Below are 26,457 nucleotides of genomic sequence, written 5' to 3' on the forward strand. Positions count from 1 at the left end.
TTCGAGGCTCCATGGTACCCAAGCTCATTCTCGCATCCTCCAGCCCGTTCCGCCGCATGCTGATGCAAAATGCCGGGCTCGCCTTCGACGCACATGCAGCCCAGATTGACGAGCGCGCGGTTGAAGCGCCTCTCGAACGAGAAGGCGCTACGCCGGATACTGTGGCGCTCGTCCTCGCCAAGGCGAAGGCGAAGGAAGTCAGCGACCGGTTTCCGGCGTGCTTCGTCATCGGCTCTGATCAGACGATGTCGCTTGGGCCGCAGACCTTCCACAAGCCAAAGGACATGGCGGATGCTGCGAACCACCTTCGCGCGCTCTCGGGCAAGACACATCGGCTGAACAGCGCGATCGCGATTGCTTACGGCGGCGACATCGTCTGGGAGCATGTCTCGCACGCGGACCTAACGATGCGACCGCTAACCACCGATTTCATCGCTCGGCATTTGAACCGGGTGGGGGAGAGGGCACTCGGCAGCGTCGGTGCCTATCAACTCGAGGGAGAGGGGCTTCAATTGTTTTCGAAGATCGATGGAGACTATTTTACAATCTTGGGGTTACCGATGTTGCCGCTGTTGGAGAAGCTCAGAGAATTGGGTGCCATCGATGCATGATTCACGTGAAACATTCGAGCCAAAGGCCTTCGTCACAGGCTTTCCCGTCAAGCATTCCAGGTCCCCTCTCATCCATGGCTACTGGCTGAAGACCCTTGGATTGCCAGGTTCGTACTGCGCCCACGAGGTTGCGCCTAACGATTTTGCAGCCTTTGTAGATTCTCTGAAGAACGGCGAATCCGGCTTCGTAGGCGGCAATGTCACCATCCCGCATAAGGAAATGGCGTTCAAACTTGCCGACGATCCCGATGAACTTTCCGAAGAATTGGGCGCATCCAATACGCTTTGGATGGACAACGGCCGGCTGAAGGCGACAAATACGGATGGACGCGGCTTTACGGCCAATCTCGATGAACGACATTCCGGTTGGGACGAGGCGGAAAAGGCGGTGGTCCTCGGCGCGGGAGGGGCAAGCCGAGCCATCATCCAGGCCCTGCGCGACCGAGGCGTCAAGGAAATTCATCTGGTCAACAGAACGGTCGAGCGCGCCAAGGAATTGGCGGATCGGTTTGGACCCAAGATACATGCTCATTCGATGGCTGCGCTACCTGAAGTCATGAGTGGCGTGGGTCTTTTCGTCAACACGACGTCGCTGGGTATGGATGGCGAAGGCGCGCCTCGGATCGATTTTTCGCCGTTACTCTCCGATGCCGTTGTGACGGATATCGTCTACGTCCCCCTGATGACGCCGTTCCTGGTGCAGGCCCAACAGCAAGGCTTCGCTGTTGTCGACGGGCTCGGCATGCTGCTGCACCAAGCCGTGCCCGGATTTGAGAAATGGTTCGGGCATCGCCCGGCGGTCGACGAGAAGCTGCGTGCGATCATCATTGAGGATATGGACAGGCATTGATGTTGCGGATTGGACTGACCGGCTCGATTGGAATGGGCAAATCAACCATGGCAAAGCTCTTCGCTGAAGCAGGAGTGCCCGTGAATGATTCCGATGCCGTCGTCCATGACCTTTACGCCGGCGAGGCAGCACCGCTTGTCGATGCGGCCTTTCCCGGCACGATGAAGGACGGTGCCGTCGATCGGCAGGAGCTCGGTCGTCAGTTGGCCGGAAGCCCGGACGGTTTCAGGCGCCTCGAAGCCATCGTCCATCCGCTTGTGAGAAAGCGCGAGTTAGAATTCATCGAACGTGAGCGGCAACGCGGCTCGCCAATGGTGTTGATCGATATCCCGCTGTTGTTCGAAACAGGGGCTGAGAACAGGGTCGATGTCATCGTGGTCGTCAGCTGTGATCCACAGATACAGCGAGACCGCGTACTTGCGCGGCCGGGAATGACAGTGGAAAAATTCAATATGATTCTTGCGCGCCAGACGCCGGATGCGGAAAAGCGAGCAAGAGCCGATTATGTGATCGATACCGGGCATAGCATCGAAACGGCCAGAACACGGGTCGCCGAGATTATCTCGGACCTGAAGCGGCGGCTCGCCAGCGGGGACTTCCTGAATGCGTGAAATCATCTTCGATACGGAAACCACGGGCCTCGATAACCGTGTGGACCGCATTATCGAGATCGGCGGCATCGAGCTTTTCAATCATTTTCCGACCGGCAATACGATCCATATTTACATCAATCCGGGCGATCAGAAAGTACACCCGGACGCGCTTGCCGTTCACGGCATCACCGATGAGTTCCTCAAGGACAAGCCCTCGTTCGCAGATGTTGCGCAGCAAATTATCGATTTCTTTGGCGACGCGAAATGGATCGCGCATAATGCCACGTTCGATATGGGCTTCATAAACGCTGAGCTCGCAAGGCTCGATTTGCCGCCGATTCTGCCTGACCGCGTGCTCGACACACTGTCGATGGCGCGCCGCAAGCATCCGATGGGACCCAACTCGCTCGATGCGCTTTGTCGCCGCTATGGCATCGATAATGCACATCGAACGAAGCACGGCGCGCTTCTCGACTCCGAACTGCTGGCCGATGTCTACATCGAGATGATCGGTGGCCGTCAGGCCGCCCTTGGCCTCGGAACCGCCGCGAGCAATTCGGCAGGCCAGGAAATCGTGGTCGAGGAAATCATCGTCGGGACGCTCGAACGGCCGCGGCCCCTTGCGCCGCGTCTCAGCGAAGGCGAGCAGCAAGCCCATGACGCGCTCATTGCCAAACTCGGCGCCAAGGGTGTCTGGGGAAAATACGATCTCGCAAACTAAAAATGCCCGGGGCGACCCGGGCATTCGATTTTGTTCCAGCGTGCTATGCGCGAACTGTTAGTTCGTGGTTGCCTGGACCTTGGCACGGGCCTGCTCTTCGGCAACCCGCTGCGCAAACATCTGAGAGAAATCAATCGGATCGATCATCAGCGGCGGGAAGCCGCCATTACGCGTGACGTCGGCAATGATCTGACGTGCGAACGGGAAGAGCATGCGGGGGCACTCGATAAAGAGGACCGGCAGCATGTGCTCCTGCGGGAAACCCGCAATCCGGAAAACGCCGCCATAGACGAGCTCAGTGTGGAACACCGTCTTGTCACCATCCTTGGCTTCGGCGTTCAGAGAGAGAACGACGTCGAAATCCGTATCGGAGAGCGGATTGGCGTTGACGTTGACATTAATGTTGATGGCCGGAGCCTTGTCACGCGCCTGCAGCGAACGCGGAGCACCCGGATTTTCGAAGGAGAGATCCTTGGTATACTGGGCAAGGATGGTAAGGCTCGGGCTCGTTGCACCGTTATTGCTGTTTTCGTCGGCCATTGGCTTTTCCTCGAGGGCATTGGATGGTGCCGCTCTATCATTTCGGGCATGGCCTTACAACCCTGAGCCAGCTTGCCGCCTCGACCGCCTCCTACTTGCCCAGATGCTTTCCCGACCAGGGAGAGTTGCCGTTCGGCTCGCGCCGAAAGTCATCGTCGTCCAGGTCCACGATCTTCGAGTCCTTGGAGCGGCCAGAGGAGCTGAAGCCGCCCGTTGGGCCTACGACGACGAAACGGCGGCTGACATACCGCCAGGCCAGATCGCGCACAGCTGGAATGAAGATCAGCAACGCCACGATGTCGGTGATGAAGCCAGGGACCATCAGCAACAATGCGGCAATCACGAACATGGCCGGACGAAGCAGTTCTCGCCCCGGCACCATTCCGTTTCGCCCTTCAGCGGACATGCGGCGCAGGATTCCGACGCCCTGACGCCTGAGCAGGGCCATGCCGACCATGAAGCTTAGAATGACCAGCGCCAGCGTCGGCCAAAGTCCGATCACTCTTCCGACGAGCACGAAACCGGCAATCTCAGCGAGCGGCAACAGCAGCAGAAAACCAGGCAGGATCTTCAAGGGCATCGTCTAATTCCGGCCTAAGCCGGACTCCGTTGGAGGGTCGCGTTGCAGACCCCATTTGAATCATCTGTATAGGCGGACTATATGGGAGTACAAATCAGGGATGTTAACAGCGGCTGCGGCGGGATATGGGTTCAAACGACTTCATCACATTGTTTTTTCTCGTGGCGGCGGTGCTGATTTTTCTGCAACTGCGCAGCGTTCTCGGTCGCCGTACGGGAAATGAGAAGCCCCCGCGCGATCTTTACACGCCGCGCGACGCCGTTGCGCCTGACTCGCCGGATGCTGGAAAGGTAGTAACACTGCCGCGTCGCGATGCGTCGGCCGAAGAAGACGATCGTTTTGCCGCAATCGACGCCTTTGCTCCAGCCGGCACATCGCTGAACGAATCGCTCCGGGAAATCAACAAGGCTGATGCTTCGTTCAATCCGAAGGAATTCGTGAACGGCGCCCGAATGGCCTATGAAATGATTGTGATGGCGTTTGCGGATGGCGATCGCAAGGCTCTGAAGAACCTCCTATCGCGCGAAGTTTATGACGGCTTCGATGCCGCCATTTCAGACCGTGAATCCAGGGGCGAGAAGGTGAAGTCGACCTTCGTCGGTATCGATAAGGCCGAGATCACCAGCGCCGAAATCAAAGGCACGGAGGTGCAGATTACGCTTCGCCTCGTCAGCCAGTTGATCTCAGCCACCTATGACAACGCTGACAAGCTCATTGATGGCGATGCGGAGAATGTCGCGGAGGTCAACGATCTCTGGACTTTTGCACGCGACACCCGTTCGCGGGATCCCAACTGGAAACTCGTGGCCACCGAATCGGAAGCATGAGTGAGGAAACCCCGGGCTTTGCCCTGCAAGCAATAAGCTTCGATGATCTGGAAGGCTGGAAGGATGATGATCCCTCCGGCCTTTTTGAAGCAATGGAGGCATGTCGCCGGCAGATCAGCGAGGTTAAGGCATACCGGACGGGCTCGCTCGGGTTGACGGCACAGGATCTTTTGCCGCTGCTCGAAGCGGCGCGGAGTGCGAGGATTTCATCGGCTACCGATGCCCGGGCTTTCCTCCAATCCCACTGTCGACCCTTCCGAATTTGCCGGATGGATGGCAGTCCGGGTTTCGTTACTGCCTTCTATGAGCCTGAGGTTTTGGTTTCGGCGGTACCGGACGAAGACTATCGCTTTCCCTTCTATCGGCGCCCCGACGACCTGATCGATCTTGATGAGGGTAATCGTCCGGCCACTTTACCTGGTGGCTATGCGTTCGGCAGGCTGACAGATGGCGCAATTGACGCCTATCCGGATCGTCGTGAGATTGACGAGGGTTTCCTGGCTGGCCGAGGATTGGAGATTGCCTGGGCAAAGTCGAAGGTCGACGTCTTCTTTGTTCATGTGCAAGGTGCAGCACGCCTGCGATATCCGGACGGCGCCATCGGCCGGATTACCTATGCAGCGAAGGCCGGACATCCGTTCTCGGCGATTGGCAAGTTGTTGATCGAGCGCGGAGAAATCGAACGCTCGGAAATTTCGATGCAGGCCATTCGGCGATGGCTGGCTTCACACCCCGGTCAGGTTGATGAAATTCTCTGGCATAATCGTTCCTATATTTTCTTCCGGGAAGTTCCGTCGGCGGATTTGAACGCCGGCCCCATTGCGGCGGCAAAAGTGCCGTTGATTGCCGGTCGTTCGCTGGCCGTTGACCGGCTCATTCACACATTTGGCTTCACATTCTTCATTCGCTCCGAAAACCTGGTCCACCTGGACGGGGGACGACCGTTCGCGCGGCTGATGCTGGCGCTCGATACCGGGTCGGCCATCGTCGGCCCGGCGCGAGGTGATATCTTTACCGGATCCGGGGACCAAGCGGGGGAGCTTGCAGGAACAGTGCGTCACGATGCCGACTTCTTTATCCTGCTTCCGAACGCCGCAGCGGAGAGATTCGCCTGATGGCACGCGACCGAAAGCTCAGTACGGATGAAAGGATACTCTGGGGCAAGGTGGCACGTAGTACGCGGCCTATGCCCGGCAAGCAGGACGACTTGACTGAGCTCGACGCTTTTCTGACAGAGGCGGAGGCTGAAAGCGGGAGGGCAGCGAGCCCGAAATCATCGTCTGAAAGCTTGGTCGCAGCTATGCCTCCGGCTCCGAAATCGCGATCCGGTCTCCATCACCCACTCGAAAGACCGGTCAAACGTAAGATCGCCAAGGGGCGGCTGCCGCTCGAAGCCCGTATCGACCTACATGGGCTGGTTCAAAGCGAAGCCCACATCTTGCTTCTCGAATTTCTGATAAGGGCCCACGAGCGGGGGATGAGACATGTTCTCGTCATTACCGGCAAGGGCAGTTCGCTTGGCAGTGACGGCGCACTGAAGCGTGCTGTCCCGATGTGGTTTTCGAAGCCCGAGTTTCGCTATTTCATCTCATCCTATGAAACGGCAGCCCAACATCACGGGGGTGAGGGCGCGCTCTATATCAGGCTGTCACGCCGACATGGAGAAAGGTTGTGACGCCGTTCGGCGAGGCGATCCGCAAGCTGCGCGAGCGCAAGGGTGTCTCGCAGAAGCAGATGGCAGCTGCCCTCAATGTCTCTCCGGCCTATCTCTCCGCACTCGAGCATGGCAAGCGCGGCTTGCCCAGCTTCGATCTGCTCCAGCGGATCGCCGGTTACTTCAACATCATTTGGGATGAAGCAGAGGAACTTTTCCTTTTGGCGCGTTCTTCCGACCCCCGCGTGGTGGTGGATACGTCCGGTTTGTCGGCCGAACATACCGCATTTGCGAACCTTCTGGCCGGCTGTATTCGCGATCTCGATCAAACGACGCTGGGCGAACTGACAAGCATTCTCGAAAACGGCGGAAAAGCGGACGGAAAACGGTCATAATCCCCTGATTTATGGCCAGTTTGAGCCCGCTGGCATTGGGAACTTCGATCAAAAACCCTATATTCTGGCATGTAAAAGGCAGGTGATTCGCAAGTCTCTTCTCTGCCCCGACAACAGGGAAATTCTCGAAAAGTATGACCGATATACCCACGACGGAAAACGGCGTTAGCACCGAATATGGCGCAGACTCGATCAAGGTTCTGAAGGGCCTTGATGCGGTGCGCAAGCGCCCGGGTATGTATATCGGTGATACCGATGACGGCTCCGGCCTTCATCACATGGTTTATGAGGTCGTCGACAACGCGATCGACGAAGCTCTCGCCGGCCACGCCGATATCGTGACCGTGACGCTCAATCCCGACGGGTCGGTCACCGTCACCGACAACGGTCGCGGTATCCCGACGGACATTCATAGCGGCGAAGGCGTGTCGGCCGCTGAGGTCATCATGACGCAGCTGCACGCCGGCGGTAAGTTCGACCAGAATTCCTACAAGGTCTCCGGCGGTCTGCACGGCGTCGGCGTTTCCGTCGTCAACGCGCTTTCCGTCTGGCTGAGGCTGAAGATCCGCCGTCAGGGCAAGATCCATGAAATGAGCTTCACGCATGGCGTGGCCGACGCACCATTGAAGGTGATCGGAGACGCTGGCGATGAAACGGGTACGGAAGTCAGCTTCATGCCGAGTACCGAAACCTTTACGATGACCGAATTCGATTACGGCACGCTGGAGCATCGCCTACGCGAGCTCGCATTCCTGAACTCCGGTGTACGCATCCTGCTCAGCGATAAGCGCCATTCGGATATCAAGCAGGAAGAGATGATCTACGACGGCGGCCTGGAGGCCTTCGTTTCCTATCTCGACCGCGCCAAGAAGCCGCTAGTCGACAAGCCGGTGGCGATCCGCGGGGAGAAAGATGGGATTACCGTCGAGGTCGCGATGTGGTGGAACGACAGCTACCACGAGAACGTCTTGTGCTTCACCAACAACATCCCGCAGCGCGACGGTGGCACGCACATGGCCGGCTTCCGCGCCGCGCTGACCCGCCAGATCACCTCCTACGCCGATACGTCGGGGATCACAAAGAAGGAAAAGGTGACCCTGACTGGCGACGATTGCCGCGAAGGCCTGACGGCCGTTCTTTCCGTAAAGGTGCCGGATCCGAAGTTTTCGTCGCAAACCAAAGACAAGCTGGTTTCCTCGGAAGTTCGCCCCGTTGTCGAAAACCTCGTCAGCGAAGCGCTGAGCACGTGGCTCGAAGAGCATCCGTCGGAAGCCAAGGTGCTGGTCGGCAAGGTGGTCGAAGCCGCCGCGGCGCGCGAAGCTGCCCGTAAGGCGCGCGAACTCACCCGCCGCAAGGGTGCCCTCGACATTGCCTCTCTGCCCGGCAAGCTCGCCGATTGTTCCGAGCGTGATCCCGCCAAGTCCGAAGTCTTCCTCGTCGAGGGCGACTCGGCAGGTGGTTCGGCCAAGCAGGGGCGTTCGCGCGAAAACCAGGCTATCCTGCCGCTGCGCGGAAAGATCCTCAACGTCGAGCGTGCTCGCTTCGACAAGATGCTGTCCAGCCAGGAAATCGGTACGCTGATTACCGCGCTTGGCACCGGCATTGGCAAGGACGAGTTCAACGCGGAAAAGCTGCGCTACCACAAGATCATTATCATGACGGATGCTGACGTCGACGGCGCCCACATTCGTACTCTGCTTCTGACTTTCTTCTTCCGTCAGATGCCTGAGCTGATCGAGCGTGGTCACCTCTATATCGCTCAGCCGCCGCTCTATAAGGTATCGCGCGGCAAGTCGATCCAGTACCTGAAGAACGAGAAGGCCCTTGAGGATTATCTTATTGCCCAGGGCCTGGAAGATGCCGCCTTGAGGCTCGGCAGCGGTGAAGTGCGCACAGGGCAGGACGTTGGCGAGGTGATCAGCGACGCGTTGCGTCTTCGCGCGCTGCTCGACAACTTGCATTCGCGCTACAATCGCGCTGTCGTCGAACAGGCGGCGATCGCCGGCGCTCTGAACGCCGAAGCGGTCAGCGACCGCGGGAGAGCAGAACAGCTGGCTGGCGAAGTTGCCAGCAGGCTCGATCTGATTGCGGAAGACACCGAGCGGGGTTGGGAAGGGGGCGTGACCAGCGAAGGTGGCCTCAAGCTCGAGCGCATGGTGCGTGGCGTAAAGGAAGTCGTCGTCCTTGACATGGCCTTGATCGGCTCGCAGGACGCAAGGCTTATCGATCAGCTGTCGGCTCGGCTGAAGGAAATCTATCAGACACCTCCATCGCTCTCCCGGCGCGACGGCAACATGGAAATTTCCGGCCCCCGAGCACTTCTGGACGCGATTTTCGCAAGCGGTCGCAAGGGGTTGACGATGCAGCGTTACAAGGGTCTCGGCGAAATGAATGCCGAACAGCTCTGGGAAACGACGTTGGATCCGAACGTTCGTTCACTGCTCCAGGTCAAAGTTGCCGACGCTACGGATGCCGATGGCCTCTTCGCTCGCTTGATGGGTGACGAAGTCGAGCCGCGCAGGGAGTTCATCCAGGACAACGCACTCAGCGTCGCAAACCTCGATATCTAAGATATCGAAACCTCAGATTTGTATCCAAGGCCCCGCGCTTCAACGTGGGGTTTTGCTTTATAAATCCTAGTTCGCGATGAACTTGCCGCGGAAGGCGACCTCGGAAAGAGACTTGCGCTGGCTCGGAACTTCCCGCTCCTGGTTGCGCTCTGAAAGCACGCTCTTGTCGGCAAGGCGACCAACCGCTACGCCTGCCTCGACCCGGTAGCTCTCGGGAATCGAGAACGCCTTGTGGATTTCCTCGTGCTTGATGCCGCCCATGCCGTGGGCATAGAAGCCTGAAAGCCGGGCCTGCAGCGCGAGATAGCCCCAGGCGGTGCCGGCGTCGAACGAGTGCGTGTAGCTCTTCCTTCCTTCGGAAAAGTCGCCGTTGAAACTCCTTGAAACAACGTAGATGAGCGCCGAAGCGTTTTTCGCCCACTCCTGGTTCGACTCGACCAAGAGGTCGACGAACTTGCTCCAGTCCTCCGAGCCATTGAGTGCATAGACAAAACGCCAGGGTTGCTGATTGGCGGACGATGGTGCCCAATGCGCTGCGTCGAGAATTGTCAAAAGAACCGATTCATCAATCACTTCTCCGGTAAACGCGCGAGGCGACCAGCGATCGAGGAACAACGGGTCGATCGCATACTGGGATTCACGGCTATTGCTCTTTGTCATTGCGCTTCCGAGTGCGGTTTCTCACATATCCTAGTGGATGTTGAGTTTTTGGCAGAGAAGATACTTGCTGGCATGGGCGCTGGCGATAGTCGACCTTGCATATCAAGCTCCTTCCCGCTTGTCTTAGGCTTCATCAGAGGCGCTTGGCAAGCGATGGTCGCTTACTGGGAGAGCGCAAGTCTCTCTTGTCACTAGCTGCGCACGCGTCGCAAAGTGATGAAAGGAAACTGATCTTCTTGCAGGCGGGGCCTGGTCAAAGATTGATCGTCGGAAGGCTGGATCTACGGAAATTTTCTGGAGCTGCGTACCGCTTCGCCAAAAAGCCGTAATGACACCGGTGAATATGTCGTTCATAGGTGATCACGACGTCGCTTTTTCTGAGGAGGAATTTCATGAAGCTTATGCGTGTTGGAGAGACTGGCCATGAGAAGCCCGCCATGCTCGATTCCGATGGCAAGATCCGTGATCTTTCCGCGCATGTCGCGGATATTGGCGGCGAAGCGATCTCGCCCGAAGGCTTATCGAAGCTTCAGGCTATTGACCCGAAGAGCCTGCCGGAATTGGCACCCGGCCGCATCGGCGCCTGCGTTGCCGGAACCGGAAAGTTCATTTGCATCGGCCTGAATTTTTCCGATCATGCCGCGGAAACTGGCGCGACCGTCCCGCCGGAGCCCGTCATCTTCATGAAGGCAACGTCGGCAATCGTGGGGCCGAACGACAATGTCCTCATTCCGCGCGGCTCCGAGAAGACCGACTGGGAAGTGGAACTCGGCGTCGTCATCGGCAAAACGGCGAAGTATGTCAGTGAAGCCGATGCGCTTGATTACGTCGCCGGCTATTGTGTGTCCCACGACGTCTCCGAGCGGGCCTTCCAGACGGAGCGTGCCGGCCAATGGACCAAGGGCAAGTCGTGCGACACGTTTGGTCCGATCGGGCCCTGGCTCGTCACCAAGGACGAAATCGCGGATCCGCAAAACCTCGGGATGTGGCTGAAGGTCAATGGCGAAACCATGCAAAACGGCTCGTCGAAGACGATGGTTTATGGCGTTGCCTACGTGGTGTCCTATCTCAGCCAGTTCATGTCCCTGCATCCGGGCGATGTCATCTCGACTGGGACGCCTCCTGGCGTCGGCATGGGCATGAAGCCACCGCGGTTTCTTAAGTCCGGTGACGTCGTTGAGCTCGGTATCGAGGGTCTGGGCTCACAGAAGCAGACCTTCGCGGCTGACCGCTGAGACCCCATTCCGAGATCATTAAGCATTCGAGCGCACCATCATGCCGGGATAATTTTCCCGGCATTTCTTTTTGCGGTGCGGATGCCAATGTTGCTGCGCAACAAAAACCTGTTAATCTGCGTTGAGGTGCCAGCACGTCGTTGGAAAGAATCCGATGCCTTTTCAATCGGCGTCGTCTTCCAGATTAGAGAAAGGTGGCGCATCTCATGTTCTATCAGCTTTATGAATTGAACCATGCTGCATTGGCGCCTTATCGTGCTTTCGCCGATATCATGCGCATGGTCTATGCCAATCCGTTCAATCCCATTTCGCAGACGCCCTGGGGCCGCACTATGGCGGCAAGTCTCGAAATGTTCGAGCGCACAACGCGCCGCTACGGCAAACCCTCATTCGATCTGAAAGAGACCGTCATCGGCGACCGAAAGGTTGCTGTCCGAGAAGAGATTGTCTGGTCACGCCCCTTCTGCAGCCTACTCCATTTCGCCCGCAATGTTCCGAGTGGTCATGTGTCAGACCCGCGCATTCTCGTTGTTGCGCCGATGTCCGGGCACTATGCGACGCTGCTGCGCGGTACGGTTGAGGCGCTATTGCCAAATGCCGACATCTACATCACGGACTGGATGGATGCTCGCATGGTGCCGATGACGGAGGGCACCTTCGATTTCGATGATTACGTCGACTACGTCATCGAAATGCTGCGCTTCCTCGGTCCAGACACCCACGTCATCGCCGTCTGTCAGCCGTCCGTACCTGTACTGGCCGCGGCCGCGGTGATGGAGGCGGAAAACGATCCGTTTTCGCCGTCTTCGATGACATTGATGGGCGGACCGATTGATACGCGCATCAACCCGACGGCGGTAAACCAGCTAGCCAAGGAGCGGTCGCTGGAGTGGTTTGCCGACAACGTGATCATGAACGTGCCGTGGCCTCAGCCGGGCTTCATGCGCCCGGTCTATCCAGGATTCCTGCAGCTGTCCGGCTTCATGTCGATGAACCTCGATCGGCACGTGATCGCGCACAAGGAATTCTTCATGCATCTCGTGAAGAATGACGGCGAGCCGGCCGAGAAGCACCGTGATTTCTACGACGAATATCTGGCGGTCATGGATTTGACGGCCGAGTTCTACCTTCAGACGGTCGACCAGGTGTTCATCAAGCACGCGCTGCCGAAGGGCGAATTGGTCCACCGCGGCAAGCTTGTCGATCCCGCCGCGATCCGCAACGTTGCCCTTCTGACCGTAGAAGGCGAGAATGACGATATCTCGGGCGTTGGCCAAACTCAGGCTGCCCAGACCATCTGCATCAACATCCCCGACAGTATGCGCATGCACTACCTGCAGCCCGATGTCGGCCACTATGGAGTCTTTAACGGCTCGCGCTTCCGCCGCGAAATCGCTCCACGCATCGTCAATTTCGTCAGGGAACATGCGCGTACAGGAAAGCCTGCTGTAAAGCGGGTGATCAAAGGCGGTAAGTCCAGCTGAATTAGTGGATTCTGAATTAGTAATTGTATTTCAAGGTGTTGTGCGATTTAGACGTGCCCCGTCTTGAAGCTTCCTGGCCGTGTAACCACATCGATTCTAGCGCTCGGCATCTTGCCGGGCGCGGAAAATGCGAGGACACCGCACGATGAACCAGTCAGCATTGCTTCGCCCGGATTGGACTCCGGCTACCATTGCCCTGATGATCCTCGGCTTCGTGGTCTTCTGGCCTCTGGGTCTGGCCATGCTCGCCTACATCATCTTCGGGGAGCGTCTGCGCGGTTTCAAGCGCGACGCCAACAATGCCGCGGATGGATTCTTTGCCGGCTGCCGACGTTCGCATGGCCGCTATCGCCCGCATTTCTCGACGGGCAACGTCGCCTTCGACGACTGGCGGAAGGCCGAGCTCGACCGGCTCGAAGAAGAACGTCGCAAGTTGGATGAGATGCGCGAAGAGTTCGATTCCTACGTACGCGAACTGCGCCGCGCCAAGGACCAGGAAGAGTTCGACCGCTTCATGCGCGATCGCAAGAACGCCAAGCGTGACGATAATGGCCCGGTAGCAGAATACCAGACGCCGTAATTCCAGGACTGTTCAGCACTGAAACTTGAACCGGCATCGTTGATGCCGGCTTTTCTTTGTCTGCAGGACAGGCGAATCATATAGAAAGAACCCATGTTCCCGCTTCTCGCAAAGCCACGCCGCAGCGTTCGGAAGCCGGCTCCGCCGGAGACCCGAACGCTTGACGTGGCTGGCCGCCTGATGCCGCTGACGATCAAGCAACACGAGCGGGCGACCCGTATTACCCTGCGTATCGAGCCGGGTGGCCGGGCACTGAAGATGACGATCCCGAGTGGGTTAGCACCGCAGGAGGTGAATGCGTTCCTTGACCGTCATCAGGGCTGGCTGCTGACGAAGCTTGCCAAATTCTCCACTGATGGCTCTCTTCGTGACGGCGGCACTGTTCCTTTCCGCGGCGTGTCTCATCGCATTTACCATACGGGCAGCCTTCGCGGGCTGACGGAGGGCGTCGTCGTCGATGGCAAACCCGTGCTCAAGGTCAGCGGGATGCCCGAGCATGTCGGGCGACGCATTGCGGCTTTCCTGAAGAAGGAGGCGCGAGCCGATCTTGAGAGGTTGGCAACGCTGCACGCCCGATCAATCAATGCACCGATCAAGTCGATCGCCATGAAGGACACTCGCAGTCGATGGGGATCCTGCTCGTCCGAAGGCAATCTAAGCTTTTCCTGGCGCATCGTCATGGCGCCACCGTCGGTCGTTGACTATCTGGCGGCGCACGAAGTGGCCCATCTCAGGGAGATGAATCACGGACCGCGCTTCTGGGCGCTCTGCAAAAAGCTCTGCCCTCACATGGAAGAGGCAAAAGCCTGGTTGAAGCGTCACGGCAGCCAGCTTCACGCCATCGATTTTGATTGATCGAAGCCTCGAAAATTCAGCTTTTGTCGCGATTTGGCTCGACTCCAAGCGTATTTCGTGTCACTTCGCTGCCATGAAACCAGATATCAAAATCTGCGGGTTGAAGACAGCTGAAGCGATCGATCGCGCCTTGGCAAGGGGCGCCACGCATATCGGCTTCATTTTCTTCGAGAAGAGCCCACGCTACATCGAGCCGGATATCGCCGGCAGGCTTGCAGAGCCGGCTCGCGGCAAGGCCAAGATCGTTGCCGTCACCGTAAATCCGAGCAACGACGATCTCGATGAGATCGTGGCGCTGTTGAAGCCGGATATTCTCCAGCTGCACGGCGACGAGAGCCCTGAGCGCGTATTGACCATAAAGGCGGTGTATGGACTGCCGGTCATGAAGGCTTTCTCCGTGCGGACGGCCGACGACTTAAAGCGGGTCGAGGCTTACATTGGCATTGCCGATCGTTTCCTGTTCGACGCCAAGCCCCCGAAGGGATCCGATTTGCCCGGTGGCAACGGGGTTTCCTTCGATTGGAGCTTGCTCTCTTGGCTTGACGACAATGTGGATTACATGCTTTCCGGTGGCTTGAACAAAGCCAACATTGCCGAGGCGCTCGCCATGACCAAGGCGCCCGGGATCGATGCGTCTTCCGGCGTCGAAAGCGCGCCGGGCGTCAAGGATGTGGCAATGATCGATGAGTTTTTCGATGCGGTCGCGTGGGCCTGCCAGCCCGAAGCGGCCTCAGGGAGTTGAGAGTGAACCAGACGCCAAAACCGAATTCCTTCCGTTCCGGCCCTGATGAAGACGGCCGTTTCGGTATTTACGGCGGCCGCTTCGTCGCCGAGACGCTGATGCCTTTGATCCTCGACCTTCAGGACGAGTGGAACAAGGCAAAGGACGATCCGGAATTCCAGGCGGAGCTGAAACAGCTTGGTACCCACTACATCGGCCGCCCAAGCCCGCTCTATTTCGCTGAGCGCCTCACGGCCGAACTCGGCGGCGCGAAGATCTACTTCAAGCGCGAAGAGCTGAACCACACCGGTTCGCACAAGATCAACAACTGCATCGGCCAGATCCTGCTCGCCAAGCGTATGGGCAAGACCCGCATCATCGCGGAAACCGGTGCCGGTCAGCACGGCGTTGCCTCCGCAACGGTTGCCGCCCGCTTCGGGTTCCCTTGCGTCGTTTACATGGGCGCAACCGACGTTGAGCGTCAGGCGCCGAACGTGTTTCGCATGAAGCTGCTTGGCGCCGAGGTGAAGCCAGTCACGGCCGGCCATGGCACGCTCAAGGACGCCATGAACGAGGCGCTGCGTGACTGGGTCACCAACGTCGATGATACCTATTACCTGATCGGCACGGCTGCCGGCCCGCATCCCTATCCGGAAATGGTCCGTGACTTCCAGGCAGTCATCGGCACCGAAGCTCGTGAGCAGATTTTGGAGGCCGAAGGGCGCTTGCCGGATCTCGTTATCGCCGCCGTCGGCGGGGGCTCCAATGCGATCGGCATCTTTCATCCGTTCCTCGACGATGAGAGCGTCAAGATCGTCGGCGTCGAAGCGGGCGGCAAGGGCCTCAATGGCGATGAGCACTGCGCCTCGATCACCGCAGGCTCGCCCGGCGTCTTGCATGGCAACCGCACCTACCTACTGCAGGATAGCGACGGCCAGATCAAGGAAGGCCATTCGATTTCGGCTGGCCTCGACTATCCAGGCATTGGCCCGGAGCATTCCTACTTGAATGACATCGGCCGTGTTGAATACGTTCCGATCATGGACCATGAGGCGCTCGAAGCCTTCCAGACGCTCACCCGCCTCGAAGGCATTATTCCGGCGCTCGAGCCGTCGCACGCGCTGGCGGAAGTCATCAAGCGCGCCCCGAAGATGGGCAAGGACGAGGTCATCCTGATGAATCTCTCCGGCCGCGGCGATAAGGACATCTTCACTGTCGGCAAGATTCTGGGAATGGGTGAGTAAGTCATGACCGCACGTATGGACAAACGCTTCGCCGATTTGAAGGCGGAAGGCCGGCCGGCACTCGTCACCTATTTTATGGGCGGCGATCCCGACTACGAAACCTCGCTCGGCATCATGAAGGCCTTGCCGGAGGCGGGCTCCGATGTCATCGAGCTCGGCATGCCCTTCTCCGATCCGATGGCCGATGGCCCGGTGATCCAGATGGCTGGCCAGCGCGCTCTGAAGGGCGGTCAGACCCTAAAGAAGACACTGCAGCTTGCAGCCGATTTCCGCAAAGCCGATGACGCAACGCCGATCGTATTGATGGGGTACTATAACCCGATTTATATCTATGGCGTGGACAAGTTCGTCGATGATGCGCTGGCTGCCGGCATCGATGGCCTCATCATCGTTGATCTTCCGCCGGAGATGGATGACGAACTCTGCATCCCCGCCCTCAAGAAGGGGATTAATTTCATTCGCCTGGCAACGCCGACGACGGATGAAAAGCGCCTGCCGACCGTTCTCAAGAACACATCGGGCTTCGTCTATTACGTGTCGATGACCGGTATCACCGGCTCGGCGCTACCGGATACATCTCTCGTCTCCGGCGCCGTCAAGCGCATCAAGCAGCATACCGACCTGCCGGTTTGCGTTGGCTTCGGCGTCAAGACCGCCGACCATGCGAAGGTCATCGGCAGCTCGGCCGATGGCGTCGTCGTCGGCACCGCAATCGTCAATCAGGTGGCAGCAAGCCTCACTAAGGATGGGAAGGCAACCGCCGATACCGTCCAGGCCGTCGCCACGCTTGTTCGTGGACTGTCAACGGGGACACGTTCGGCGCGCCTTGTTGCTGCCGAATAGTTTCCCCACATTGGCAATAGTCAATCAGGAGTTTTCGACTTGAACTGGATCACCAACTACGTCCGCCCCCGCATCAATTCCATGCTGGGCCGCCGCGAAGTGCCGGAGAACCTCTGGATCAAGTGCCCGGAAACGGGTGAAATGGTCTTCCATAAAGATCTGGAGAGCAACAAGTGGGTCATTCCGGCGTCCGGCTATCACATGAAGATGCCGGCAAAGGCTCGTCTTGCCGATCTTTTCGATGACGGCGCCTACGAAGCGCTCGTCCAGCCGAAGGTCGCACAGGATCCGCTGAAGTTTCGCGATTCCAAGAAATACACGGACCGCCTGAAGGACAGCCGCGTTAAGACCGAGCAGGAAGACACGATCGTTGCCGGCGTCGGCAAGGTTCGTGGCCTGAAGCTCGTCGCCGTCGTTCACGAGTTCAACTTCATGGGCGGTTCGCTCGGCATTGCCGCCGGCGAGGCAATCGTGAAGGCCTTCGAACGCGCCATTGCGGAGAAGTGCCCGCTGGTTATGTTCCCGGCCTCGGGCGGTGCTCGCATGCAGGAGGGCATCCTGTCGCTCATGCAGCTGCCACGCACGACCGTTGCCGTCGACATGCTGAAGGAAGCGGGGCTGCCCTACATCGTCGTTTTGACGAACCCGACCACGGGTGGCGTTACGGCGTCTTACGCGATGCTCGGAGATCTGCACCTGGCAGAGCCCGGCGCGGAAATTTGCTTTGCCGGCAAGCGCGTCATCGAGCAGACGATCCGCGAAAAGCTGCCGGAAGGCTTCCAGACGTCGGAATACCTGCTGGAACACGGCATGGTCGACATGGTGGTCAAGCGCCACGATATTCCGGATACGCTGGCTCGCGTCTTGAAGATCCTGACCAAGAAGCCTGCAGCAAACCTCAACAAGGAAAGCGGGACGCTCGCGATCGCCGCGAGCGCCTGAGCCGACTAGGCGGGTCGCGCGATGATACCAAGGGGCCAAGCCGCAGTGAGCGAAGCAGCACAGGAAATCGATAAGCTGATGGGATTGCATCCCAAGGGCTTCGATCTATCCCTTGACCGCATTACCCGGCTTCTTTCCGTTCTCGGTGATCCGCAGAAAAAGCTGCCGCCCGTCATTCACGTGGCGGGCACGAACGGCAAGGGCTCGGTAACTGCCTTTTGCCGGGCTTTGCTGGAAGCCGGCGGCTACAGCGCCCACGTCCATACCTCTCCGCATTTGGTCAACTGGCACGAGCGCTATAGGATCGGTGTCAAAGGCAGCCGCGGCCAGCTGGTCGATGATGCGGTTTTCGCCGAGGCTGTGCGACGCGTCGCAGCAGCCAATGATGGTCAGAAGATCACTGTTTTTGAGATCCTGACCGCCGTCACCTTCATCCTTTTTTCCGAGCATCCGGCGGACGCGGCTATCATCGAGGTCGGCCTCGGGGGCCGTTTCGATGCGACCAACGTGATTTCCGACCCCGCCGTCTCCGTCATCATGCCGATTTCGCTGGACCATCAGCCTTATCTCGGCGATCGCGTCGAACTGATTGCGGCCGAAAAGGCAGGCATCATGAAGCGCCGTTGCCCGGTCGTTATCGGCAAGCAGGAGTATGATGCCGCGCTCGACGTCCTGATGTCGACTGCGGAGCGACTGAATTGCCCGACGGCCGTCTTCGGCCAGGACTATATGGCACATGAGGAATATGGACGCCTCGTCTATCAGGACGAGTTTGGCCTCGCCGACCTGCCGTTGCCGCGTCTTCCGGGTCGCCACCAGTATGCCAATGCTGCGGCAGCGATCCGCGCCGTCAAGGCTGCCGGCTTCACGGTTACCGAGACCATGATGGAAAAGGCGCTGCTGTCGGTCGAGTGGCCGGGTCGCCTTCAGCGACTGAACGACGGGCATTTGATGGCCAGTGCCCCGGCCAAGGCGGAAATCTGGGTCGATGGCGGCCACAATCCTGGCGCTGGGGAAGTCATCGCCGAAGCCATGGCGAATTTCGAGGAAAAGCAGTCACGGCCGCTGTTCCTGATCATTGGGATGATCAACACCAAGGATCCGGTCGGCTACTTCAAGGCTTTCAAGGGACTTGCCGAAAAGGTCTATTGCGTGCCGATCCGTGGCAGCGACTCGATGATTGACCCGGTTATCCTGGCAAACGCCGCATATGATGCGGGCCTCGTCGCGGAGCCGATGTCGACTGTCAGCGACGCGTTGGAAGCAGTCAAGGAAGGCGCCTTCGAACAGGCCCACCCGCCACGCATCCTGATCGGCGGTTCTCTTTATCTCGTCGGCGATGTGCTTGCCGACAACGGCACACCCCCGAAATGAAAAAAGCCCGGTCAAATGCCGGGCTTCTTCTTATCTGCTGATAGGAAATGCTTAAGCGGCGCTTGAGATCCAGCTCGAAAGAGCGGTCTTCGGGGCAGCGCCAACCTTGATGTCAGCAACTTCGCCGGCCTTGAACATGGCGAGCGTCGGAATGGAGCGGACGCCGAACTGAGCGGCCAGTTCCGGGTTCTCATCGATGTTGAGCTTGGCGACCTTCACCTTGCCCTGAAACTCCACAGCGAGTTCTTCGAGGCTGGGGGCGATCATCTTGCACGGGCCGCACCATTCAGCCCAGAAATCGACGACGACGGGTTCTGCGGATTCCAGAACTTCCGACTGGAAGTTGTTGATATCGACTTTTACGGTAGCCATAGGCTGCTCCTTTACGGATTCCTGTTGAAACACATGTGAGCGTGCGGTGCGGGAATTTCAATGCCCGGTATTTCACTTTGTTTCGAGCTGCGCAAGCGCCGACGCCAATGCATCGGGCGTCAGGGTGTGAACGGAACCATTCTCGGTGTAAACCAGCACGCAATCGATGCGTTTGCCGGGATAGAGCGGCGCCAGGATTTCACGATAAATTGCAAGCTGAGCTTTGTGGGAAAAGGGAATCGTCTCTGCCGTCTGTGGCGGAACGCGATTGGTCTTGTAGTCGAGCACCACCACCCGATCCTCGAAGACTGCCATTCGGTCAACGCGGCCGGAAACGGCGTGGTCGAGTCCGGCGATCGTCAGGGTGCCCATGACCGCGACTTCCGCCTGCGCGTGAGTTGAGAACACGGCCTTCAGATCGGGATCCCCTAATAGTTTCAGGACCGAATCTACGAGTCGCCGACGCTCGCTCTCCGGCCAGAAGCGCGCAGCGCGCTCGACGTAGCGCGCTGCTGCATCGGCCTGCTCGCCGCGCGGCAGATCCGGCAGCGTCTGCAACAGGCGGTGTAGGAGCCGCCCTTTTTGCAGGGAGCGATCCGGTTTGCCCTTTTCGTCAAAGAGCGGGGAGGCGACCAGAAGATCATCAGCACCATCGTCCACGATGGTCCCGACGCCGGAAGGGCTGAGCGGTCGGGGCAACTGTCTTCGCGGCGGCAGCGGCTTTGCCAGGCTCGGGGGGATATTCTCCGGCCTTGCGGCCTGTTCGGTGCGTACCAACCGTTCGAACCTGCGCTCAATTCGGGGCACGCGCCATTCGATACCGGCCCAGGTGCCGTCCGGTCCGGAGAATGTCGCAGCGGAGACATGCGGATGACTGTCCGTCATCGCTGTCGAGATCATTGCATGCCAGGTATCGGTGTTCGGACGAATGCCCCGGTAACCGCAAACGATTAGGCGATCCGCAGCTCGCGTCATCGCCACATAGAGTAGCCGGCGATATTCCTGTTCCGCGAGCGATTGGAGGCGCGCCGCGTCAATTTGGGTGAGCGAGTTGCTGAGATCGCCGAGCGGAACCCAGGCTGGCATCGGCGGTTCGCCATGCTCCTGTTCAAGAAGCCGAAGCTTGGGCATGTGCGAGTGTATGAAGGCCTTTGATCCGCCGTCAACGAGGAACACGATCGGCGCCTCCAGACCTTTTGAAGCGTGGACGGTCATGATCCGGACTTCGTTCCGCCCCTTGTCCTGCTCGCGCTTAACCTCCGGCGCCTCAATTTCGAGCGTCGAAATGAAGGACTGCAGGCCGGGCAGGCCCGAGTTCTCGTGATCGAGCGCGAATGTCAGGAACTCGTCGAGAATGTCGCTTACCTCGGTTCCGAGGCGGGCAAGGAACTGTCGTCGGCCATCGTGGCATCCCAACACGCGCGCGTAGAAATCGTGAACCGACAGCGCTTTCGATTCATCGAGGAAGAGTTTGAGACGTAAAACCGCCGCTTCGAAGCGCGAATTGCCATCGGCGGCGAACTTCTGCGCGTGAGACCAGGCGCTCTCGCCCTCCGCACGAAGGGCGGCAACTGCAAAGACGTCGTCCTCGCTCAGATCGAGAAGCGGGCTCTTCATCAGCGCGGCCAACGAGAGATCATCTTCCGGCAACAGCAGAAAGCGGCCGAGAGCCACCAAGTCCTGCACCGCGATGTGGCTCGTCAGGCGCAGGCGGTCAGCACCGGCGACCGGTATGTCGCCGCGGCGCTTTAGGGCGCGTGTCAGCGCGTTGACGAAGGCATCGCGCTTGCGTACGAGCACGAGGATATCGCCGGCGTCGATCAGTCGCTCTTTACCCTTCTCGACGATCGTTTCCTTGCCAACCAGATTGCCAATCGTGTTGGCGATGCGACGCGCAAGAATGGACGCTGGCGCGCTCTCCGGTGTAGCGTCAAAGGGTGCGGTCCAGTCTTCCTCCTTTATCGTCGCCTCCGGCGCCACCATCTCCCAGAGGTCGACCGCGCCGGGGTTGCCGATACGGTTGGAACGGTGAACCACTGGTTCGCCTGTCGCACTCAGCCCACGGGCATTCTCAGCTGGCGTGAAAATGTGATCAACAGCGGCAAGGACGTCCGAGGTTGAGCGGAAGGACAGCGGTAACCGCACCGTCGAGAAAGCAAGTCCGCTCTGGGAAACGCGCCGGCGCGTCTGTTGGCTTTCTTCGGAAAAGCGCTCGGGGCGGGCACCCTGGAACGAGTAGATAGACTGCTTTTCGTCACCAACGGCAAACAGGGTCCGCACGGCGGTGCGGGCGCTTTCGCCCGAAAAGAAATCCTCGGCTAGCGACTGGATGACGCTCCATTGGATCGGGCTGGTATCCTGTGCTTCGTCGACGAGAATATGGTCGATGCCCTGGTCGAGCTTGTAGTGGATCCACGGGCCAACGTCGCTCTTGTTCAACAGCTCTGCAGTCCGCGTTATCAGATCCTCGAAGTCGAGTTGGCTACGATGTCTCTTGAGGTCGTCGTAATCCTTGTTGAGACGGTCGGCGAGGACCAGCGCGGCGCGGGTGGCCTCGTACATGCGCACGGTTTTCAATCGATCCCGGCACGATACGACGTGCGCTCGTGCCGTTGCGACGGCATCAACGAGTTCTGGCGCCTCGTTCAACATCGCCTTCACGAAAAACTGTGAATCCGCCTTTGGCTCTCCCTTTCCCGTAAGGAAGACTTTCTCCAGCAGCAAAGCACGCCGCGCATAGTCGCGTTCGCGTGAGGCTGACCGCAAGGCGGCTGCAATGACATGTGCTTTGGCCCCGCCCTTCTGGTCCGCAAGGTTTAGATACTGGTCAAGCACGCCGCCACGCAGCCCGGCGAGTGGCCAATAGGCCTCGGCAATGCCAACCGTAGTGTCATTTTCGGAGAGGGAGAGCTTCGTGCGCAGCACGGCTTCGATGCCGCCCCGACGCTCGGCATCCTGGGTAAACGCTCGGATCGCATTGCGGTTGGCGATGATCTCCCCGAGAAGGTTTTCGAGGCCTGACTCATCGCCGAGATTGAGCACATAGGCGAAGGCTTCCGCGAGCGCTGGGTCATCCTCTGGTGTCGTTGCCGTGAGCAGTGATCGACGCGCGTCCGAAAGAAGCGTCGCGGCCGCTCGATCGTCGAGCACGGAAAAATGCCCGGCCACGTTCGCTTCCAGGGGAAACTGATGCAACAGCGCCTCGCAGAATGCATGGATGGTCTGGATCTTCAGTCCACCCGGGGTCTCGAGCGCTTTGGCAAAGAGCCGCCTCGCCTCCGCAAGCTTTGCAGGCTCGGGTGTCCTGCCTTCGATCCGCGCAATGCGCTCTTCAAGCTCCACATCGGTCAAAACGGCCCATTCGGCGAGCCTTTCGAACACTCGGTTCGACATTTCGGATGCTGCCGCCTTCGTATAGGTCAGGCAGAGAATCGCCGACGGGCGCGCCCCGGCCAATAGTAGTCGGATGACGCGCTGCGTCAGGACATGTGTCTTCCCGGAACCCGCATTGGCCGAAACCCAGGCAGAGCGTTGAGGGTCGGATGCGATGGACTGTTGGATGGTCGTCCAACTCGTCCAGGCAACGGGATCGTCGCCCTCGGGCAATGTTGTTTCATCATTCATCGCCGGTTGCCTCGTCGCTCTCCGCCGCTGACCACTCCGAGACGCGGGCCAGATGATCGTAGTCGCCACCAAAGTCGAATTGCTGTGCCGGCAGAAGCCGGGACGTAAAGCCCTTTTCACCCGACTGCAGAAGCGAGACAAACTTTATGAGCTGATCGATCGACTCGACCGCCAGATCCATAGCCGACTTTGTCTTGTCGTTCCTCGTCGACGTCTCGTTGTTGACGGCATCGACCTGGAAACGATCGCCCGGGCGAAGTCGCACATAGAGAAGATTCTGCGGAACGAGACTGCCGGCGTCCCGGAAGGCGCCGGCGTGAAGCGCAGCGGCCTCCAGCGCCAACTGGGGATCGAGAAGGGCGCGAGCTTGAGACGCAGAAGGATTGTATCCGGTCTTGTAGTCGATGATATCGGCAGCTCCCGTCCCCGTGATGTCTATCCGGTCGGCGATACCGCTGAGCCTGAGATTGATTTGCTCCAACTCGACGCCGCCGCGCACTTCCGTCAGCGTCTTTCGGATATCCGGCCGTCGTCGTGCCTCCCAATCAAGAAAGGCGCGGGCAACCTCGCGAAAGCGCGGGCGCCAGACAATGTCGATGTGTGCGGGCAGTTGTTCGGTGTCGAACAACTCCGCCAGAATGACCTCCATCGCCGTTTCCGCCGCGGGTGTTCCGGCGATGTGACCTTCGCGGATGAAGCGATCGATGATCTTGTGATAGAGCGTTCCTCGTTCGGCGGCACCCGGATCCCGGTTGAAGGGTGCAACAGGGTCGAGCCGCAGAATCCGGCGTGCGTATATCGCATAGGGGTCACGACGAAGCCGCCCCACCTCACTGAACGAATAGGACTTCGGCTGCATTTCCTGTGGTGGCGTTGGGCTTGGGCGTTGTGCCGGTGCCTGGCGATCGCCCTGATCGATCAGATTCGCCCAATGCACAAAATGGTCTCCACGACCCTTCAGCTCTGCCTCGAACTCCTTCCCGCCAAACGCGAGCAGTCGCTGCAGCCACCGCGACGCAACAGTTGGCGTCGAACCTTGCCTGAGCGCCCGCGAATAGATGAGATGACGCGTGCCGTTGGCCATTTCGAAGTCGTGCGCCAGTTGGCCAATCCGTCGCTCCGGCGGTTCGAGCCCGATCTCGGTCTTCATGGTGCGGGAAACAAAGGGATTGTTGGACGTTTGCCCCGGCCACGACCCTTCGTTCAGCCCTCCGAGGATGAGCGTGTCTACGCTCTGCAGGCGAGCCTCCAGCGTGCCGAAGATGAACAGCCTTGGATGACTTAGCGCCCGCGGCTTTGCTGCCTGGCCTGCGAGAAGCGCTGCGGCAATATCGATCCATTGCGGCCCGTCGGCGTTGATCCGTCCTTCGGTTTCAATAACCTCGCCAAGCATTGACGCCAGCGTGTCGCCCGCTTCCCCCGACCAGAGCCCGGCAAGGTCACCGCGATCGTCGCCGGCCACGGCCTCCAGGGCGCGCCCGGTGCGCTTCGCCCATTCGGAAAGGGCAAAGCTGGTGGTCAGTCCTCGCTCTTCGGGTAGGCTTCGAACGAGCGCCGAGGCGAGCGGTTCGGTGGCTTCGGCAATGCGACGGGCAAGGGCACGGGCGTGATCGACTGCACCGGCGGGGAGCGCCTTTCGCCATTGCGGCGCGTGACGATCCTGGGACTGCTTGGACAGCTGCTGCTCGAAAAGCGGTTCGAGCGCAGAGATGTCGACCTCGGCTACGCCACCCCGGAGCGCAAGAAGCTCCAGTGCCGCGACGGCTTCGACAAGCGCGCTACGCTCCAGCCCAAAGCGGGCCAATGGATGCTTGAGCAGCCCGACGATGGCGACCGGATCACCGGGGCGAAGCGTTGCTTCGAGCAGCAACTGCAGCAATGTTCCCTGTGGTGTTGCGGAAAGCGGCGTGCCGGCAGAATCATCCGCAACGATGCCAAAACGCGCGAGTTCGGTGCTAACGCGTCGGGCGAGGTTTCGATCGGGCGTGATCAATGCCGCCCGGCTCTCGCCGTCTTTGCCGGGCCGTTCGAGTGCCAAACGCAGGGCGATCGCGATCGCGGTCGCTTCCTCTCGCTCGTTGCCTGCCTCGATCAACGAGACATCGGCAAACGCTATCGAGATGGCCGTGGCGGGTAGCTTCGCCTTCCAGCTTCCCCAGTCACTGGTGGCCTCGGCAGGGGCGAGCGCATGCGACAGGATTTCAGCGCGGCGCTGCAGTTCCTCTGGTGGCTCTGCAAGCGGCACAACGTCCTCGCGCATCAGTTTCAGTCGCTTCAGCAACTGGGCTAGGCCGTATTGTGAGTGACTGCGGCTCGCGGGATCCGCTGGCTTCCGATCGTCCGGTGCCGCCATTCGCCAGTGCTCATCCGGCATCCCGAGGTCGAGGCCCGGTAGTACGATCACGCCTTCCCGAAGGGCGGCGACCGCCGCGATAAGGTCGGCCGTCGCCGGCACCGAACCGGTGGATCCCGCAATGATGATGGGTCCCATCGGTCGGGTTGTCGCAAGACGATTCGCCTCCGCCCGAAGGATGGCGTTTCGATGCCGCGCCGGCGACGACTTGCCAAGCTCGTTCAGCCTCTCCGGCCAGAAGGTGCTGGCGATCTGCAGAAATTCGGCCGTCAGTTGCCACCAAAGCGAATAATCCTTGGCATTCAATCGGGACAGCTCGCTCCAATCCCGATCCTCGGTTTCGATCGCATCGATGAGTTCCGCAAGGTTCCGCGCAAGCCAGATGGCGTCGGCGGGACTTGCCGGCGCAACGAGTGGCGAATCGGAATGGATGCTGCGGACAATTTCCGGGAGTTTGTTTCGCCAGGCGAGGATGAGGCGGGCGAGTTCCAGCAGCCGGGCGGTATTCGAGAGCGGCTGGGCAAGATCCAAGGTCGCCGGTAAGGCCTCGTCGAAATAGCCGCTGTCGTCATCGGTTTCGCCGAGTGGGCGGATGACCGGTAGGATCGCAGATCGACCGCCTAGCAGGTCGACGAATTCCGAGCGAAGCACACGTGCCGCACGCCTCGTCGGCAGATAGATCGTGGTTTTAGAAAGCGATAGAGGATCGTCGGGATCATACCGGAATTGCGGTGTCAGCCGGCCGTCACAAAGGCTTTCGGCAAGGGTCCTCAGAAAAGGAAGCCCCGCGGGGATGGTTAAGACCCTCGGCCGGTGATGCTCGGCCATC

24 protein-coding genes are annotated in these 26,457 nt (G+C 59.4%); 18 read left to right on the forward strand and 6 right to left on the reverse strand.

What is annotated here, in order from left to right; translation table 11 throughout:
- Positions 1-11: 11 nt before the first annotated feature.
- Genes FHX16_RS08530 through dnaQ form a run of 4 tightly spaced genes read left to right on the forward strand, consistent with a single transcriptional unit; the run spans position 12 to position 2,775 of the window.
- Positions 12-611, forward strand: a complete 600-nt coding sequence (locus tag FHX16_RS08530) for a Maf-like protein (RefSeq protein WP_183864392.1) — start codon at positions 12-14, stop codon at positions 609-611.
- Positions 604-1,461: a shikimate dehydrogenase gene (locus FHX16_RS08535; RefSeq protein WP_183864393.1), complete on the forward strand. Its 858-nt coding sequence runs from the start codon at positions 604-606 to the stop codon at positions 1,459-1,461. The genes FHX16_RS08530 and FHX16_RS08535 overlap by 8 nt, the downstream gene beginning before the upstream one ends.
- Entirely contained in the window at positions 1,461-2,072 is a 612-nt protein-coding gene (gene coaE, locus FHX16_RS08540) for a dephospho-CoA kinase (protein ID WP_183864394.1), read from the forward strand. Before FHX16_RS08535 ends, coaE begins: the two co-directional genes overlap by 1 nt.
- Positions 2,065-2,775, forward strand: a complete 711-nt coding sequence (gene dnaQ / locus FHX16_RS08545) for a DNA polymerase III subunit epsilon (protein WP_259126959.1) — start codon at positions 2,065-2,067, stop codon at positions 2,773-2,775. The genes coaE and dnaQ overlap by 8 nt, the downstream gene beginning before the upstream one ends.
- 57 nt (positions 2,776-2,832) lie before the next feature.
- On the opposite strand, the gene secB is transcribed toward dnaQ, so the two are convergent.
- Together secB and FHX16_RS08555 are read right to left on the reverse strand one after the other, a co-directional pair.
- Entirely contained in the window at positions 2,833-3,315 is a 483-nt protein-coding gene (gene secB / locus FHX16_RS08550; RefSeq protein WP_016556856.1) for a protein-export chaperone SecB, read from the reverse strand.
- Between the two features lie 91 nt (positions 3,316-3,406).
- Entirely contained in the window at positions 3,407-3,895 is a 489-nt protein-coding gene (locus FHX16_RS08555) for an FxsA family protein (protein ID WP_183864396.1), read from the reverse strand.
- Positions 3,896-4,020: 125 nt separating this feature from the next.
- Here FHX16_RS08555 and FHX16_RS08560 point away from each other — a divergent pair, with 125 nt between their 5' ends.
- The 5 genes from FHX16_RS08560 (at position 4,021) to gyrB (ending at position 9,341) form a co-directional block, all read left to right on the forward strand.
- Positions 4,021-4,722: a Tim44/TimA family putative adaptor protein gene (locus FHX16_RS08560; RefSeq protein WP_183864397.1), complete on the forward strand. Its 702-nt coding sequence runs from the start codon at positions 4,021-4,023 to the stop codon at positions 4,720-4,722.
- A complete protein-coding gene (locus FHX16_RS08565; protein ID WP_183864398.1) occupies positions 4,719-5,837 on the forward strand; it encodes a murein transglycosylase A in 1,119 nt (372 codons plus the stop codon). The genes FHX16_RS08560 and FHX16_RS08565 overlap by 4 nt, the downstream gene beginning before the upstream one ends.
- The gene (locus FHX16_RS08570; protein ID WP_183864399.1) at positions 5,837-6,397 is read left to right on the forward strand and encodes a Smr/MutS family protein; all 561 of its coding nucleotides are present in this window, start codon (positions 5,837-5,839) and stop codon (positions 6,395-6,397) included. Before FHX16_RS08565 ends, FHX16_RS08570 begins: the two co-directional genes overlap by 1 nt.
- On the forward strand, positions 6,394-6,771 hold the full coding sequence (locus FHX16_RS08575; RefSeq protein WP_183864400.1) for a helix-turn-helix domain-containing protein: 378 nt from the start codon (positions 6,394-6,396) through the stop codon (positions 6,769-6,771). The genes FHX16_RS08570 and FHX16_RS08575 overlap by 4 nt, the downstream gene beginning before the upstream one ends.
- Positions 6,772-6,905: 134 nt before the next feature.
- The gene (gene gyrB / locus FHX16_RS08580; protein ID WP_183864401.1) at positions 6,906-9,341 is read left to right on the forward strand and encodes a DNA topoisomerase (ATP-hydrolyzing) subunit B; all 2,436 of its coding nucleotides are present in this window, start codon (positions 6,906-6,908) and stop codon (positions 9,339-9,341) included.
- A 66-nt stretch (positions 9,342-9,407) separates the two neighbouring features.
- Here gyrB and FHX16_RS08585 read toward each other — a convergent pair whose 3' ends face one another.
- Entirely contained in the window at positions 9,408-10,001 is a 594-nt protein-coding gene (locus FHX16_RS08585) for a nitroreductase family protein (RefSeq protein WP_183864402.1), read from the reverse strand.
- 392 nt (positions 10,002-10,393) lie between these two features.
- Here FHX16_RS08585 and FHX16_RS08590 point away from each other — a divergent pair, with 392 nt between their 5' ends.
- From FHX16_RS08590 to FHX16_RS08630, 9 genes are all read left to right on the forward strand, one after another.
- Positions 10,394-11,236, forward strand: a complete 843-nt coding sequence (locus FHX16_RS08590) for a fumarylacetoacetate hydrolase family protein (protein WP_183864403.1) — start codon at positions 10,394-10,396, stop codon at positions 11,234-11,236.
- 206 nt (positions 11,237-11,442) lie between these two features.
- Entirely contained in the window at positions 11,443-12,720 is a 1,278-nt protein-coding gene (locus FHX16_RS08595; RefSeq protein ID WP_183864404.1) for a polyhydroxyalkanoate depolymerase, read from the forward strand.
- A 145-nt stretch (positions 12,721-12,865) separates the two neighbouring features.
- The gene (locus FHX16_RS08600; RefSeq protein WP_114714233.1) at positions 12,866-13,300 is read left to right on the forward strand and encodes a DUF2852 domain-containing protein; all 435 of its coding nucleotides are present in this window, start codon (positions 12,866-12,868) and stop codon (positions 13,298-13,300) included.
- Between the two features lie 93 nt (positions 13,301-13,393).
- The gene (locus FHX16_RS08605) at positions 13,394-14,155 is read left to right on the forward strand and encodes a M48 family metallopeptidase (RefSeq protein ID WP_183864405.1); all 762 of its coding nucleotides are present in this window, start codon (positions 13,394-13,396) and stop codon (positions 14,153-14,155) included.
- Positions 14,156-14,228: 73 nt separating this feature from the next.
- A complete protein-coding gene (locus FHX16_RS08610; protein WP_183864406.1) occupies positions 14,229-14,897 on the forward strand; it encodes a phosphoribosylanthranilate isomerase in 669 nt (222 codons plus the stop codon).
- Between the two features lie 2 nt (positions 14,898-14,899).
- Positions 14,900-16,120, forward strand: coding sequence for a tryptophan synthase subunit beta (gene trpB, locus FHX16_RS08615; RefSeq protein ID WP_183864407.1), 1,221 nt, complete (start codon positions 14,900-14,902; stop codon positions 16,118-16,120).
- A 3-nt stretch (positions 16,121-16,123) separates the two neighbouring features.
- The gene (trpA, locus tag FHX16_RS08620) at positions 16,124-16,963 is read left to right on the forward strand and encodes a tryptophan synthase subunit alpha (RefSeq protein ID WP_183864408.1); all 840 of its coding nucleotides are present in this window, start codon (positions 16,124-16,126) and stop codon (positions 16,961-16,963) included.
- Positions 16,964-17,002: 39 nt separating this feature from the next.
- A complete protein-coding gene (gene accD, locus FHX16_RS08625) occupies positions 17,003-17,905 on the forward strand; it encodes an acetyl-CoA carboxylase, carboxyltransferase subunit beta (protein ID WP_016556872.1) in 903 nt (300 codons plus the stop codon).
- Positions 17,906-17,926: 21 nt separating this feature from the next.
- Complete coding sequence (locus FHX16_RS08630) at positions 17,927-19,279, forward strand: folylpolyglutamate synthase/dihydrofolate synthase family protein (RefSeq protein ID WP_183864409.1); 1,353 nt, start codon at positions 17,927-17,929, stop codon at positions 19,277-19,279.
- Between the two features lie 51 nt (positions 19,280-19,330).
- Here the strand turns inward: FHX16_RS08630 and trxA are convergent, their stop codons facing one another.
- The 3 genes from trxA to addB all read right to left on the reverse strand — a co-directional run bounded on the left by trxA (position 19,331) and on the right by addB (position 26,456).
- Positions 19,331-19,651, reverse strand: coding sequence for a thioredoxin (gene trxA, locus FHX16_RS08635; protein ID WP_007528746.1), 321 nt, complete (start codon positions 19,649-19,651; stop codon positions 19,331-19,333).
- A 72-nt stretch (positions 19,652-19,723) separates the two neighbouring features.
- The gene (gene addA / locus FHX16_RS08640; RefSeq protein ID WP_183864410.1) at positions 19,724-23,275 is read right to left on the reverse strand and encodes a double-strand break repair helicase AddA; all 3,552 of its coding nucleotides are present in this window, start codon (positions 23,273-23,275) and stop codon (positions 19,724-19,726) included.
- Complete coding sequence (addB, locus tag FHX16_RS08645) at positions 23,268-26,456, reverse strand: double-strand break repair protein AddB (RefSeq protein ID WP_183864411.1); 3,189 nt, start codon at positions 26,454-26,456, stop codon at positions 23,268-23,270. The genes addA and addB overlap by 8 nt, the downstream gene beginning before the upstream one ends.
- Between the last annotated feature and the right edge of the window lies 1 nt (position 26,457).

The organism is Rhizobium sp. BK661 (genome assembly GCF_024808825.1).
In the GTDB taxonomy this organism is placed as follows: Bacteria; Pseudomonadota; Alphaproteobacteria; order Rhizobiales; family Rhizobiaceae; genus Rhizobium.